Origin of the sequence: Bacillus cereus group sp. MYBK15-3 (genome assembly GCF_051916765.1) — a bacterium.
GTDB classification, from domain to species: domain Bacteria; phylum Bacillota; class Bacilli; order Bacillales; family Bacillaceae_G; genus Bacillus_A; species Bacillus_A cereus.
Window position 1 is genome coordinate 287429 of record NZ_JBQAHG010000004.1, and the last position, 14425, is coordinate 301853.

Consider the following 14425-nt stretch of genomic DNA (forward strand, 5'->3'; position numbering starts at 1 on the left):
CCATAAGAAAACTCGGAATTAATACCGAGTTTTCTTATAGGTTTTAAATTACCACTACCCGTATGTATTGTCAAACTTTTTCGCAAAGGTAGAAAGTTTGTAATCTATTAATGCATTCTTGCGATAAACTATATTTATGCGGAGGAGAAAATAAAAAGACCACGAATAAGTAGCCTCATAAAATGAGTTAAAAAACTATCAACTTACAGAAAATCCCTCTAAAATGATTGTTTTATATGATCGAAAATGTAGAATGGGATTAAAGACAAAAAACACATTTAGGAGGTTATCATGACATTTGATGAATTGAAAAAAAATAAACCAACAACCTCATGGGTTGAGTATGATGAAGATGGGGAATTTTTTACTGAAGAAAATATAAGTGCAACAAATACAGTTCTTGACACTTACATTAACAACTTACAGCGATTAGGAGAGAATCCAACCGAAGTCGAAGTAATGCAAGTTGTTAAAGAGGTAGTTATTAAATTAAATGAATTAAATATCGAACATGACTATTTTATCGAAACAATGGAAAGAGAAGATCTCTATGAATTTATCGATATAGCAGCACGAATAGCTGGTCTAGAATCTGAAGAAGACATAACAGAAGAATGGCGAGAATGGTAAAAAGTTGCACCTCTAATTGTTAGAGGTGCAGCTTTTTTCATATACCAATTGAATGAATGATGTGATGTCCGCGCAGAATTCATATATTCAAACATAATATTAAAAGCATTTAATTATAAATACTAGCACACCCATCCTGACAAAAAAGACCACCAAAAGGCAGTCCCTCAAAACTCAATCTTATTCCCTACTCCTTGCTCCACCGCTCTCTCATACAAATACTTCGCAACAATAATATCTACTACTGCCAAACCAACCGATTTAAAAACAGTAATCTCTTCATCATTTTCGCGTCCAGCTTTTTCTCCGCTTATAATTTGACCAAGTTCAGCGTGAATGGCGTTTGCTTTAAATAGACCTTCTTTTATCGGAACTTGAAGGTCTCCTGTTTCGTCTAGTGCTGCTTCTTTTGATTCGACTACTACTTTGTTTGCTTTAGCTATGGCATGTGAGGGTAGTTCTTGCATGCTCGGTCTGAATGAGCCGATGGCGTTTACGTGGACGCCTTTTTGTAGTTTTTCTGAGAAGACTGGTGTGGATGCGTTCGTAGTTGTGACGATGATGTCTGCTTCGCTTATTGCTTCATTTGCATTTGTGTGAACATATGCAGGTTTGTTGAATCTCTCTTGTATATACTCCGCAAATGCATACGCCTTTTCTTCTGTTCGATTGTATAAAATGACTTTTTCGATAGCTCTTACCGCAAATACAGCTTCAGCAATTCCCTTCGCCTGTTCACCCGTCCCGATGATACATAACGTTTTTGCGTTATGACGAGCTAAATATTTTGTCGCTACTCCTGATAAGGCGCCTGTTCGAATCATCGTTAAGTACGATCCTTCTAAAAGTGCGAGCGGTTCTCCCGTTTGAAAGTCTGATAGCATCACAATCCCGTTGATCGTTTTCTTTCCTATCTGTTTATTTTGCGGGACTACCGTTACTACTTTTAAGCCAAGTGCCTCAAGCCCTTCCGCTACTGAAGGCATAATTAATGCCGTATTTCGCTCGTTCGCAAATGGTAATGAGCCCCTTATTGGTGTAATCGTTCTTTCTGCGGAAAATTCTTTTAAAGCAAGCGCCGCGTATTCAATAACTTCATTCATATTTACTAAGTTTCTTTGTTCGTTCGCGCTTATGACTAGCATATCTTTCCACCCCCTCCTCTTATCCTAACAAAAATCCTCGATTCAAATCATCTCTCGGGTCTACAACGAACTGATGAAATCCTGTAATAAAGGCATTCCCCGTTAATTTTGGAACGACAGCTTCATATGTATCTACTGCGGTTACCGACAATACTTCCCCCTCGAATTTCCCGTCAGTAATGCATTCATGGACGAAAATTTCTCCCTTTTGTAAAGCATCTTTTCCAAAAAGAGTTGCGATTCTTGCGGAAGTTCCTGTACCGCAAGGAGAACGATCTACTTGCCCATCAGCAAAGATTGTTACATTTCGTAAAGTTGCGTCTTCTCCTTTCGGTTCATCTGAGAAAATAACGCCGTATATTCCTTTTAATCCTTCTTCAAGTGGATGCTTCACTTCCATCTGGCTCTCAATGTAGTGCTTAATTTTACCGCCCCACTTTTGAATAGCAGATAAGTCTTTGAAACCGACTTTCAAGCCAAATTCTTTACAGTCTACTACCGCATAAAAAGCTCCGCCAAACGCGATATCTACTTGAAATTCATAGTCATCTATTTTAATAGGAACGTCTTTCTTATATACAAATGAAGGAACATTTTCGAATGATACGGACTCTACTTCGCTCCCGTTATATTTTGCATACGCAATGACTTCCCCAGCTGGGCTATCAATAATGAACTTTTGTTTTTCCCCCTTTACTTCAAACATGCCTGTTTCAATTCCAACTGTAATAACAGCGATAATACCGTGACCACACATCGTACTCCAGCCTTCATTGTGCATAAATAATACGCCAAAATCAGCGTGAGCACTTGCTGGCGGTGTAATGATACAACCGTACATTCCGTGATGCCCTCTCGGTTCATACATCAGAACTTCACGAAGGTGGTCCAAATGTTTTATGCAGTACGCGCGTCTTTCCAGCTGCGTTTCCCCTTTTATTTCTGGCACTCCGCCCGTAATAATTCGAAGTGGTTCCCCAGCTACGTGTGCATCAATCGTTGTATATATTTTACTAACCTTCATTTCGATCTCTCCCCTATATGTTGATACTATTTCCAACGCAAGTATCATGCCAAAGCGTATAGCATTACTTTTTTCAAATCCCCTCAGTAATGTGTATTCTTTTTTCAACAAATTCATATACAACTGTCTACTTTTTTATACACGGCTTGGACGTTACGTTATAAAACACCTCGATAACTTTGCAATTTCACTGGTATACACATGCAAAATTCCTTTTATCATTATTATTTTCAATGTAAAGTTACTTCGCTCCCAAACATATACTGTTCAAAAGCAAAAAGGAAGTGATCCCATGTATTACGGAACAAAAGGCTGGTACGTAGCTGAACTAAAAAAATTAGGCGTACGCTATCATGAAGGACGAAAACTAGAAAGTTACCGCGGACACATCTTGCGCAATTTACTACTTGCACAACAAGAGAAATTAAAAGAACAGTAATATTATAATGTAACGATATCGGCGATTCTCGGAATATATCAGCGATTTTTTAAATTTATCAGCGATTCAACACAATATATCAGCGATTTTTTAAATTTATCGGCGATTCGACATGCAATATCGACTTACAGACAAATTTCGCTAATTCATCTACCTAAACCACCAACCAATTACACATCAATACAAACAAAAAAGGTCACCCAAACGGGTGACCTTTCTTTCTTATTCACAAACAAGAATCTGTCTAGTAAATGATCCTTTTCTTGTAATACAGCGATCTGTAATTTCGAATCCTGCTTCATGGATCATGTCGTCCATTGTTTCCATCGTGACAACGACTACTTTTTTCGCGATGCGGCGTGCACTTGAGAGAATTGATAGTTGATCTTCTGGTGTGGCGTGCGTAAATAGGTCGTACGGCATATCGATAATGGCAACGTCGTAGTTCTCAGTAATTTCCTCGATTGGACCTTTTGTTACTGTTCCTTCAAATCCGAAATGCGCGATATTTTTTCTCGTTCCAAGAACTACAAGTGGATTTATATCTCTACCAACGATGTTAATCCCCATAGAAAGTGCTTCTACTACTACTGTTCCAATACCGCAGCACGGGTCAATTGCTCGTACTCCCTCTGGATTTGGTACAGCGATATTTGCAACTGATCTCGCAACACGTGTGCTAAGAGATGTCGAATAACTATGCGGTTTTTTTATGTGATGATACCAAACGGGTTCGCTTTCTACATAGTGCCCGAAGTACCAGCGTCCTCCAAGAGGAACAATCCCGAATACACGCTCTGGATTACGAACATCCGCTTCTCCTTCAATATGCATGCCGAGGTCTCGTTCAATAAGACGTCTTTCTCCATATTCAATTTTATTCTCTCCAACGAGGTCATTGATTTTAACGAAGATAACTTTAAATGTCGCTCCCGCCAAATCAATTTGTTCCACTTGTTTTAAAATGCTTTCTAAGTCGTCCCCTTCATACATAACCTCAACGCGCTCTTTTATAAACGCACTTCTACTCGGGTCAATTTTGACATCACTTTTTAAAATATTAACGTGGGACTCCATTCCAAAGAACGAGCGCATTTCCAAGTAACATAAAGCACGCTCCTCCTCACGAAATGCATACGTATATATACAGGCAGGTGTTTTACTATGATTATTCAATCTATTATCATCCTCTATCGTTTAAAATTCTTCTGATTACAATTACTCAAATACTTTTCTTTTGTATATAAAATTAAATGATATCATATGCCGGAAATAAAGAGAAACGTTAATAAATAAAAGAGACTGCCAATGGCAATCTCTTATTATTTATTAACGGAAAGAAGACACGTTGTTACCCATTTCTTCATAGTAATCTAAAATACCTTGATAAATAGCTTCCGCTGCACTTTGTCTCTGCGCTGGTGTAGCTATTTTATCTGCATCACTTTTATTATCTACAAATGCTAATTCTGCTAATACAGCTGGCATTGTATTTTCTCTAATTACGTATAAATCGCCTTTTTTCACACCACGATCTTTTGTTCCCAGTGCATCTACAAGACGCTCTTGAATTTTTTCTGCTAGTAAACGACTTTCTGATACGTTAGGATTTGTTCCTCTTGCTGTCGCTGATTCATAGTAGAACGTTTCTGTACCTTGTCCATTTTTCTCTTCCGTGCCATTACCATGAATACTTACAAAAATATCCCCATTATTTTTTTGAGCAAATTCTACACGTTTCTTTAAAGAATCAGAAGCACTTGTTCCTGGACGTGTATCATCTGTACGAGTGAATAACACAGTAAATGGTGTCTTTTTCTCAAATATTTTCTGTAATCGTAGTGATACATCTAATACAGTTTCACTTTCTTTCTCATAATAACCTGGATTACCTGAATCCGCTCCCCCATGACCTGGATCAATGATAATCGTTTTGCCCTCTAAGAAGTTACCTTGCTTGACTGGATTTAATTGATTTTTATTAACCCATTGGAAACCAGCGCCCATACGGATACGAATCCAGCTGCCGTTCTCTTCAATAACAGTTACTTGTTGTGCGTTATGTGTTCCCATTACTTTTGAAGAAGAAGAAGCTTCTGCATAAGTAGTGAATCCTTCATTAATAACTTCTGTTTTCTCTACTAAAGGTGTCCATTTATCACCTTTACTTGTTGCAATTTTGATCCATCCATCTCGTTCTTCTTTAATTTCAACCATTTGTGGATTATGCTGATTTGCACTAATCCCAGAACTTAATGATGGTGCGTGATATGTAATGAATTTTCTATCTATGTACATTTTCTTTGTTTCTACTGGACGATCACTATTCTTGCTAAATTTATCTGTTTGCGCAGTAAGTTGAGCTGCTTGTTCACGCGTAATAGAATCATTCGGTTTCCAGCCATCCTCTGTACCTAACGAAAGTTTTAATTCTACTAAAATATTAACTTCTTCTTTACCCCAATGATTCTCTAAATCAGCAAATTTTGTAGGAACTGGTCCTGTTACTTTGCTTTTCAGATTATATGCTCTTACAAGCATAGCTGCCATTTCAGCACGAGTTACTTTTCCTTCAGGATCAAATACTCCTGGTTCTCGCCCTTTAATAATATTCTCTTTTTCCATGGCTGCAATAAATGAAGCTGCCCAATTATTTTTTGCATCATTATAAGACGGCTTTGCATTTGGATCTATTTTAGCACCAATTGCTGTTGCGATAATCTTTGCTGCCTGAGCACGTGTTAAATTTCCGTATGGCATAAAGTTACCATCTGGCATACCGTTAATTACATTTCTCTCTACTAAATAATAAATTGCGTCTTTTGACCACGCACTATCTGAAACATCAGGAAATTTCTTCGTTTCTGCTAAACTACTAATTGGATGTGCTAGTAAATTTGCTGCTAATAAACCTGCGGCTATTGCTTTGTACTTCATGAAAAATAAATCTCCTCTCAAAACTTCATATTCATTCATTTTTTTAATCAAGCTAACTAAAAAATATTAACTATTAATTAATTCCTTTCATAGTGTATAACATTATATATCTATAGTAAATACGTTTCCGGCCGTATAAAAAAAATCGCATATATATAACTTATAATGAATGTATATAAAAAGCTTTAATCAGCCCTCACCAATCGGGCTTTTACGGGCAGCCCGCCCCCATCTAACTTTTTTGCTTTCGCTGAATTTTGAGGTAGTGGTCTTACTGCCCGGCAAATAGCGGGATAAAAAAGCGATTAGAACATGTCTCCTAATCGCTTTGCCAAATAAAAAGCTGATTAAAAATAATATCTTTAATCAGCTCTCTATTATCTATGAAATTATTCTTCAATTAAATTAGACATTACATATGCATACACTAATGCTTCTGTATGCGCAATAGAACTTTCATGTGTACGTTCAAATGCGTGAGAAGAATCAATACCCGCTCCAATTAAAGCATGTTTCACATCAAATCCCGCGCGAATCGCAGCTGATGCATCAGATCCGTAGTACGGATAAATATCTACTTTATATTCAATATGATTCGTTTTCGCAAGCTCTACTAAATGTTTGCGCAGTGCATAATGATACGGGCCGCTAGAGTCTTTTGCACAAATAGATACTGTATATTCATCAGATGCTTGTCCATCACCTAACGCTCCCATATCAACTGCTAAGTATTCAACAGTTTCTTCTGGAATGTTAGAGTTACCACCGTATCCAATCTCTTCATTATTAGAAATTAAGAAATGCGTCGTATATGGTAATGTTATGTTTTCATCTTGTAATCTTTTAATTAATTTTAATAAAATTGCAACACTTACTTTGTCGTCTAAATGACGTGATTTTATGTATCCACTCTCTGTAATTTGAACGCGCGGATCAAATGAAACGAAGTCTCCTACTTCAATTCCTAATTCGCGTACTTCATCAGCTGAAAATACGCGCTCATCAATACGAACTTCAATATTTTTCTCATCGCGCTTTGCTTCACCTGCATCTTTATATACATGTACAGATGTTTGATGCATTAAAATTGTTCCTGTATACGTCTTGCCACTTGATGTTTCAATTTCGCAATATTCCCCTTCTACGGAGTTCCAGCGAAATCCACCAATCATAGAAAGACTCAGGCGACCGTCAGGCTTAATTTCTTTTACCATCGCACCTAACGTATCAACGTGTGCCGTTAATAAGCGGTGCTGTGCATCATTTTTCCCTTTTACCGTTAAAATAAGAGCTCCCTTATTATTACGTTTCGTTTCTACGTTCCACTCACTGACATAGTTTTCAATGAAATTAATAATTTTTGCTGTATTTCCAGATGGACTTGGAATAGAGACAAGCTCCTTAATCAGTTCCATCGTTTCTTTTGCATGATGTGCCATTGTCGTTTCCTCCTCTTTTTCTCTACTATTCAGTATACAAAATTCACCAGAAAACCTCTACCTATATAGCTTAATTTTCTAAATTGTAGTAAAATTCTTTTTATTATATAAAAGGAGTTATAAAATATGAATATATCAAAAAAATATATACACATTGCACTCATTTGGTTTTTAGCATCATTATTTTGTTTACAAATCTCTTATGCCATTCACACTACTACTTCTATTACAATCGGCTGGATATTAACAGCTATCTTCTTCATTATTAGCTTCATTGCAACAAGAAAGCATAGCGTTACTCATTAACGCTATGCTTTTCCTATAAAACTATTCTTCTGAAACGTCTAATAAATAAATACCTCTTTCAAACCCACCGCGCTCTACTTCTTTTTTCTTACGAAGGCGTTCTACATCTTCAATCGATGCACCTTCTGCACGTGCTAATGAAATGATAACTTCTAGCGCATCCGCAAGAGAATCTAGCGCATGTTCGCGTTCTTTCATAGAAGCAAATTCACGAATTTCTTCCGTTCCAATTTTCGCTAAAGCCTGTATGTATGCTTGCCCTGTTAATTTTTGTGCTGTATACGTTTTTCCAGACATTAAAATCTTCTCTGGAACACGATCTCTTACTAACTTGTTATATGCTGACATCATTCATCCTCCTATATTTAATAACATCCGAGCTCTGCTTTATAGAAAAACCATTTTTTCTTCACGCACGCACTTAACATATCAATTCCTGATCCATGTGCTCTTACATGTGGAAAGAAATAGTGCTCTAAGTCTTCGTCCTTACCATATAGAGTTTGATACTCATCTGGAATCGCTTCTTTTTTCACATCTTTTTCTTTCGTCACCCCGTCAGAAAATGCAACACTTGGATGTCCCTCAAAAAACAACGCAGTCCGAACTGCCAAAGATGGTGTACTATGCAAAGCAGAATATGTAAGCAAAATAATAGTAATAACACCGATCATTTTCTTCATGTATTACTCCTTAAAAAAGTGCTAACACAATTATACTAAAATGTGTTAGCACTTTCTCCCCTTTATCCCGAATTAACGAGCTAATAATCAGTGAGGAATGGACAAAATCCTCACTTCACTTTATTCCCCTTTAAATGCTGGTAAACGTTTCTCTAAAAACGCAGCAATTCCTTCTTTATGATCCGCTGTTTGTCTCATTGCATATTGACCACGCTTTTCTAATTGCAATGTTTGCTCTAAATTAGAGCGATTTACTTCACATAAAATTTGCTTCGTTTGAATCATTGCTTTAATCGGTTTTTGTGACCATTCATTAATTTTTTGTTTCACAGCCGTTTGGAAATCTTCGCCGATTACTTCATCAATTAAGCCGATATCAAGCGCTTCTGTCGCTGATAACTTCTTACCTTCCCAAATAATTTGCTTCGTCATATTTTCACCGACACGCTTTTGAAGGAAGAAATGACCGCCTCCATCTGGAATTAAAGCGATTCCAATAAAGTTCATTGCAATAACAGATGATATATCCGCCATTACATAATCAGCTGTTAACGCAATACTTAACCCAAGACCTGCAGTCGGTCCATGAATTGCACTAATAACAAGCTTTGGCATCGTATATAATGTCACGACAACTTCAGAAATGGTATTCATAATGCCATCAAACTTACTTTCATCATTACTTGAAAGCATCGATTTAATATCCCCACCCGCAGAAAAACCACGGCCGTTCCCGCATAACACAACGATATGCGCAGAACTTTCCGCTACTTCTTTCAACTTTTGTAATAACTCTTTTAAGGTCGGCTCATCCAACGCATTTAACACCTCTGGGCGATTGACCATAACCGTTGCAACGTGGCCTTCATATTTCACAACGACAGATTCTGTTTTACTTGTTATTTCCATTATATATACCCCTCTTTTCTCCATAAAGATTATACTTATATAATTATAGAAAACCACTGAAAAATCCTTCTTTTTTCTCAATTTTCTGTCTAATAATCTCGCAATTTGTACATTTACCGTATAAAACATACAATTCCGTTGAAAAATATAGAAATTAAAGTCGGTTTATCCATGCTTTTCATCTATTTACCATTACAATGAAATGGTGTATTCTTAAGTTTGATAAAAAACAAATATTGAAATTCATTCGCCTTACTATGTAAAAAAGGCTTTATACCCATCTTTTGGGTGTTGTAATAAAGGAATGAAGAACTGGAGGAACATATGGTTAATAAGTTGAAACAAACGGATAACTACTTCCCACATTTCCTATTGCTATTCATTGTGTTTCAACCAATTTTAGATTTATTAACATCTTTTTCAATCTATATACTACACATGAGCGCAACAGTTGGAGTTGTAGTCCGTTTCGCCTTTATGCTTCTTGCATTAGGGTACCTACTTCTTCATCACAAACAACAAGATGCGAAAAAGTACATCCTCTATTTGTGCTTACTCGGGATCGCACTCGCAATCGGTCTTGTAAATAATATGATAGTTAAATCTCCAGTTTCATTTGGAGAAGAAGTTAAATTCATCTTAAAGAGCGTATATCCAATTGTGCTACTGTTTGGATATATTATCGCCTTTAAAGAGCTAAAAAATAAAGAGTATGTATTTCATAAAATCATTACATATTTCTTATATGCAACTTTAATTTTAAGCATTACAATGATTGTCGCAATGCAAACTGGAACGGATTTCCCAAGCTATCCTCACTCAAAAATCGGTTCAAGAGGTTGGTTCTTCGCTGGAAATGATTTAAGTTCTCTTTTCGCCATTATGTTCCCAATCATTGTCTTATATTCGATTCATAAAACAACTTCTTTCTCGAAAATATATTACTGGATTCCAACAATACTTGCGATGTATGCAAGTATTATGGTCGGAACGAAAGTCGGATATGGCGCAATTGTTATTACATTAGGCGTAGCACTTTTCTTCTCATTCATTGAATATATGATAAATCGTAAAAAAGAAGGAAAAGGATTCACACATATTGTAAATACCGTTGTTGTCGCAGTTATACTAGGAGGTTTAATCGCTCTTACACCGCATACTCCTATCGCAAAAAATATGGGCATTCACATGCAAATATACGAATACAAAAAATCAGTGCAAGAAGAGAAAGATCGAAAAGAAGGAAAAGTAATTAAAGCAGATCCAGAAGATGCAAAAAAACATGCAAAAGGTGAACTTACAGATTCTGAAGTAAAAAGTTTAATTTACAGTGATCGCGACAAATTTTTAAAAACATACAAACAATACTATAAAGACGCACCGCTTTCACAAAAACTATTCGGAATGGGTTACGCTGGTAACTACACAGATAAAATTAAATTAATTGAAATGGACTTCCATGACCTATTCTTCGCCTTTGGAATTGTCGGTTTCCTTATTTACTTAATACCTCTTCTATACTTTGGTATTAAATTATTTATCCGCATGATCACAAACTTTAAGAAAATCATGAAAGTAAAGTATATGCTATTAGCGAGCACACTCATTCTATCACTTGGCATTGGCTTTATGTCTGGCCACGTATTAACAGCACCAGCCGTTAGTATTTTCTTCGTTGTTATACTCGCTTATATCATTGTTGATTTTGAAATTGAATAAAAAGAAGGTGCTACGAAATATTAGTAGCACCTTCTTTTTTATTTAATTAATGTTTTACGTATTCTAAGCTTTCTTTTGCAATATACGCTTCTGTTACAGTAGGATTATCTGAAATAACTTTAACCCACGCTTTTCCGTTTATTATCTCTTCACCAGTAACTGTGACAACTACATTTGTATTTAAACGATACAGTCGCTCATTTGATATACTAGGATTCTTTTTCACTTCCACGTTATTCATCACACGTGCAAGTTTGTACTTGTTGTATTCTTTTTTACCTAAATAAGAATCAAAACGGTTCATATGCCCCGCTACTTTTTTACCCCAGTTCGCATCAGATGCATATTTCGCATTTAAACCAGCAGCTTTATCACCTGTATATGTTGCTGTATAACGCCAATGTCCTGGATTTAAATATCCTTCATTCATGTATAATTTTGCTGCATGTTCAATACAATCTTCTTTTGAATTGAATGCTTCTCCGTTACCATACGGACTATCGTCTGTTGCTTTTAAACCAAATAAATTATTTTTGTCTTTTGCAAGAGCGCTTGTTCCATAATAACTTTCATGGATTGCTAATGAATATAAGAATAGTGCATTTACATTATACTTGCTTTCTACTTCTTTAAATTTCTTTCCTAAACCAATTAATGGAGAGTCTGGTTTAATCGATTTCACATAACTATCTAGTTGTTCAGCTGTATAATCTGTTTTCGAACGTAATGATAAATAATTGAAATATTGATAGAAAGTTTCGTCTCCAAATGTCTTTCCATCTACACTATACATTTGCTGTCCTTGCTTCATGAAAGAAGGTGCCACACCATATCTAAATTCTGTATATCCAGGTGAACTTGTGTTATATGTATAATATTTATGGTATAAATATCCATCTGATTTCACATAATAAGACGACTGTTTCATTTCATTTGTAGGAATTAAAGTGATTTCATTCTTCTTCACATAACCTGTCAAACCAGAAAGTTGAACTTTCACACGATCTTCGCCAACTTCTAACACTTTCAATTCTGTTCCATACTGAATATACGTATATACTGTTGACAAATTCTCATCATAAATATTAATGATGTTTTGCCCAGTTATTCTTTTCGCACTTGCAAAACCATCTTTAATCCATAAAAATTCGTTCTCGTATTTTACCGCATTCATACCTTTATTTTGAGCAGCCGTAACCGCTTCTTTATACGTATTATAGCGCTCTACTTCTTGCTCTGTTCCGTTTTCTCTTACATTTGTCACAACATATTTCTTAGTTTCTACAGGATTGCTATTTCCGTTTTTTTCAATCGTCTGAAGCATGCGATCCAACATAGCTGAAGCCATCCCTCTTGTAGCTGATAAATGTGGTCTAAATGTATTATCTTCTGGATACCCTTTAATAATTTGAGTAGCCACCATAACTTGCACATGCTCTTTATAGTTAATACTATCTTTATCAGTAAAGGTAAGCGGACTTACAGCTACTTTAATATTTTTATAGTCTAACGCTCGCTTTACCATTATCGACATTTCTTCACGTGTAATCACATCATTTGGTGAGAATGTCTCGTTCGTACGACCATTAATAATTTTCGCTCCATATGCTCTACTTACACCATCATATAAACCGTAAGTCTTCGGCACATCCTCGAAATTCGAATCAGCTTTCGGTAAATTTAAAGCCCTTGCTATGAATGTAGCAAACTCTGCTCTTGTTACTAATTTATCAGGCGCATATACATTGTCTCCATACCCCATTAAAACTCCTTTAGTAATAAGTGAGCGCATATTCGTCTCAAACATATGTCCTGTAATATCATCATTTGCCGCATAACTTGAAATAGGAGTTAAAAGTAATGATCCCGTTAATGCCACTGCTGTTATACCTTTTGAAAAAGTCTTCAAGGTTATCCTCCTCGTAATCTACGAATTTATTATCACAAATTTGATTATATAATAATCACAATCATTTTAGCATAATAAATAGGAATTAAAATAAAACGTTTTTTAATTAGAATTTTCATTAAATTCAAAACAAAATAAAAGACACTTTACTTTTTTAATAAAGTGCCTTTTTCCATATGATCAATGAGTTTCTTTGTTGCCTGTTTGCCTTGCAACCGAAGCTCATCTATTGTCAATTGTAACTCTTGCTGCACAGTTCCTTGTTGCATTAATTGCTTTTTCGCAATTTCATATAAATACTCAGCACTCCATTCGCCATCCACACTTCCTATAACTGGCTGATTCACTTGACTTAAAAACGAATCAATTTTCGGATCGTATGAAATCCCGACCATTGGAGTTTTGGCTACGGCAGAAAAAACAAGTGCATGAAGACGCATACCAATTAGTAATGAACATTGTGATAAAATGAATATTTTCTCGTCGATATCCATTTTATATGGAAGCATATACGTCTCTTCTCCCATTAAGTCTACTACTTCACACGAAGCTTTTTGATCAAATGGCTCATGCATTGGAACAAATAAAATTTGGTATCCTTCTTGCTTTAATTTTTTTAATGCCGCAGCTAATTTTTTTATATAATCTTCTTTTGCATTCCAATAACGCACACTAACCGCAATTACTTTTCCATGTATCGAATGCTTTTGCAACCAATCCGATTGTTTTGTCCGTTTCCATGTTAAAACAGGGTCTGGAACAATTTCAATATCGTTTTTTATGCCAAGTTCTTTTAAATATAAAAACGAATCCTCATCTCGAACTGATACATAGGAAGCTTTTGACAAGTTCCATTTTACTAATAGACGATTATATCCTTTTGTAATTGGACCTATTCCTTGTGAATAAATATAATACGGCTTTTTTAATAATCGAGCGAGTCCCATAATACCCGTATAATATAGAATACTCTTCGTACTTGTCTGATCTTGAAGAAGGCTCCCGCCACCGCTAATGACTCCATCACTGTTTTTTATCGCATGATAAACAGCTTTTATATCCCAGCGATCTACCGATTCTACACCATACATTTCCTTTGTATATTTAGAATCATTTGATAGTACTACTAGTTCTATATCCGGGTTCTCTTTACTTAACGATTCAATAATTGATTGTAGAATCGCCTCGTCTCCAACATTATAAAAACCATAATATCCTGATAAGACTAAACGCACCCTAAATCTCCTCCAAAACTAGGTAACCGTTTATTTCATCTAACATAAAC

The 14425-nt window shown here is 35.8% G+C and carries 14 protein-coding genes; 4 read left to right on the forward strand and 10 right to left on the reverse strand.

Annotated elements, in window-relative coordinates:
• Positions 1 to 291 precede the first annotated feature (291 nt).
• A complete protein-coding gene (locus ACTFR8_RS18985; RefSeq protein WP_086391578.1) occupies positions 292 to 630 on the forward strand; it encodes a hypothetical protein in 339 nt (112 codons plus the stop codon).
• Between the two features lie 167 nt (positions 631 to 797).
• On the opposite strand, the gene ACTFR8_RS18990 is transcribed toward ACTFR8_RS18985, so the two are convergent.
• Complete coding sequence (locus ACTFR8_RS18990) at positions 798 to 1775, reverse strand: ornithine cyclodeaminase family protein (protein ID WP_088361351.1); 978 nt, start codon at positions 1773 to 1775, stop codon at positions 798 to 800.
• 19 nt (positions 1776 to 1794) lie between these two features.
• Positions 1795 to 2847: a proline racemase family protein gene (locus ACTFR8_RS18995; protein ID WP_252209829.1), complete on the reverse strand. Its 1053-nt coding sequence runs from the start codon at positions 2845 to 2847 to the stop codon at positions 1795 to 1797.
• A 160-nt stretch (positions 2848 to 3007) separates the two neighbouring features.
• Here ACTFR8_RS18995 and ACTFR8_RS19000 point away from each other — a divergent pair, with 160 nt between their 5' ends.
• A complete protein-coding gene (locus ACTFR8_RS19000; protein WP_100240272.1) occupies positions 3008 to 3238 on the forward strand; it encodes a YflJ family protein in 231 nt (76 codons plus the stop codon).
• Positions 3239 to 3460: 222 nt separating this feature from the next.
• Here the strand turns inward: ACTFR8_RS19000 and ACTFR8_RS19005 are convergent, their stop codons facing one another.
• The 3 genes from ACTFR8_RS19005 to ACTFR8_RS19015 all read right to left on the reverse strand — a co-directional run bounded on the left by ACTFR8_RS19005 (position 3461) and on the right by ACTFR8_RS19015 (position 7614).
• On the reverse strand, positions 3461 to 4414 hold the full coding sequence (locus ACTFR8_RS19005; protein WP_001059316.1) for a TRM11 family SAM-dependent methyltransferase: 954 nt from the start codon (positions 4412 to 4414) through the stop codon (positions 3461 to 3463).
• A 153-nt stretch (positions 4415 to 4567) separates the two neighbouring features.
• Positions 4568 to 6175: an N-acetylmuramoyl-L-alanine amidase gene (locus ACTFR8_RS19010; RefSeq protein ID WP_252209828.1), complete on the reverse strand. Its 1608-nt coding sequence runs from the start codon at positions 6173 to 6175 to the stop codon at positions 4568 to 4570.
• 389 nt (positions 6176 to 6564) lie between these two features.
• Positions 6565 to 7614 carry a M42 family metallopeptidase gene (locus tag ACTFR8_RS19015; RefSeq protein WP_000930027.1) on the reverse strand — a complete coding sequence of 350 codons (1050 nt, stop codon included), beginning with the start codon at positions 7612 to 7614 and terminating at the stop codon, positions 6565 to 6567.
• Between the two features lie 126 nt (positions 7615 to 7740).
• Here ACTFR8_RS19015 and ACTFR8_RS19020 point away from each other — a divergent pair, with 126 nt between their 5' ends.
• A complete protein-coding gene (locus tag ACTFR8_RS19020) occupies positions 7741 to 7920 on the forward strand; it encodes a hypothetical protein (RefSeq protein WP_030023540.1) in 180 nt (59 codons plus the stop codon).
• A gap of 21 nt (positions 7921 to 7941) precedes the next feature.
• On the opposite strand, the gene ACTFR8_RS19025 is transcribed toward ACTFR8_RS19020, so the two are convergent.
• The 3 genes from ACTFR8_RS19025 to ACTFR8_RS19035 all read right to left on the reverse strand — a co-directional run bounded on the left by ACTFR8_RS19025 (position 7942) and on the right by ACTFR8_RS19035 (position 9536).
• Positions 7942 to 8268: a nucleoside triphosphate pyrophosphohydrolase gene (locus ACTFR8_RS19025; protein WP_001277348.1), complete on the reverse strand. Its 327-nt coding sequence runs from the start codon at positions 8266 to 8268 to the stop codon at positions 7942 to 7944.
• Positions 8269 to 8285: 17 nt separating this feature from the next.
• Positions 8286 to 8603: a hypothetical protein gene (locus tag ACTFR8_RS19030; RefSeq protein WP_000738198.1), complete on the reverse strand. Its 318-nt coding sequence runs from the start codon at positions 8601 to 8603 to the stop codon at positions 8286 to 8288.
• 120 nt (positions 8604 to 8723) lie between these two features.
• Positions 8724 to 9536 (reverse strand): enoyl-CoA hydratase, encoded by an 813-nt coding sequence (locus ACTFR8_RS19035; RefSeq protein ID WP_001999174.1) that lies wholly within the window; start codon positions 9534 to 9536, stop codon positions 8724 to 8726.
• Between the two features lie 300 nt (positions 9537 to 9836).
• On the opposite strand from ACTFR8_RS19035, the gene ACTFR8_RS19040 reads away from it, so the two are divergent.
• Positions 9837 to 11231 (forward strand): O-antigen ligase family protein, encoded by a 1395-nt coding sequence (locus ACTFR8_RS19040; RefSeq protein WP_252209827.1) that lies wholly within the window; start codon positions 9837 to 9839, stop codon positions 11229 to 11231.
• A 46-nt stretch (positions 11232 to 11277) separates the two neighbouring features.
• On the opposite strand, the gene ACTFR8_RS19045 is transcribed toward ACTFR8_RS19040, so the two are convergent.
• Together ACTFR8_RS19045 and csaB are read right to left on the reverse strand one after the other, a co-directional pair.
• The gene (locus ACTFR8_RS19045; protein WP_000847506.1) at positions 11278 to 13140 is read right to left on the reverse strand and encodes an S-layer homology domain-containing protein; all 1863 of its coding nucleotides are present in this window, start codon (positions 13138 to 13140) and stop codon (positions 11278 to 11280) included.
• 146 nt (positions 13141 to 13286) lie between these two features.
• A complete protein-coding gene (gene csaB / locus ACTFR8_RS19050; RefSeq protein WP_087966295.1) occupies positions 13287 to 14375 on the reverse strand; it encodes a polysaccharide pyruvyl transferase CsaB in 1089 nt (362 codons plus the stop codon).
• Between the last annotated feature and the right edge of the window lie 50 nt (positions 14376 to 14425).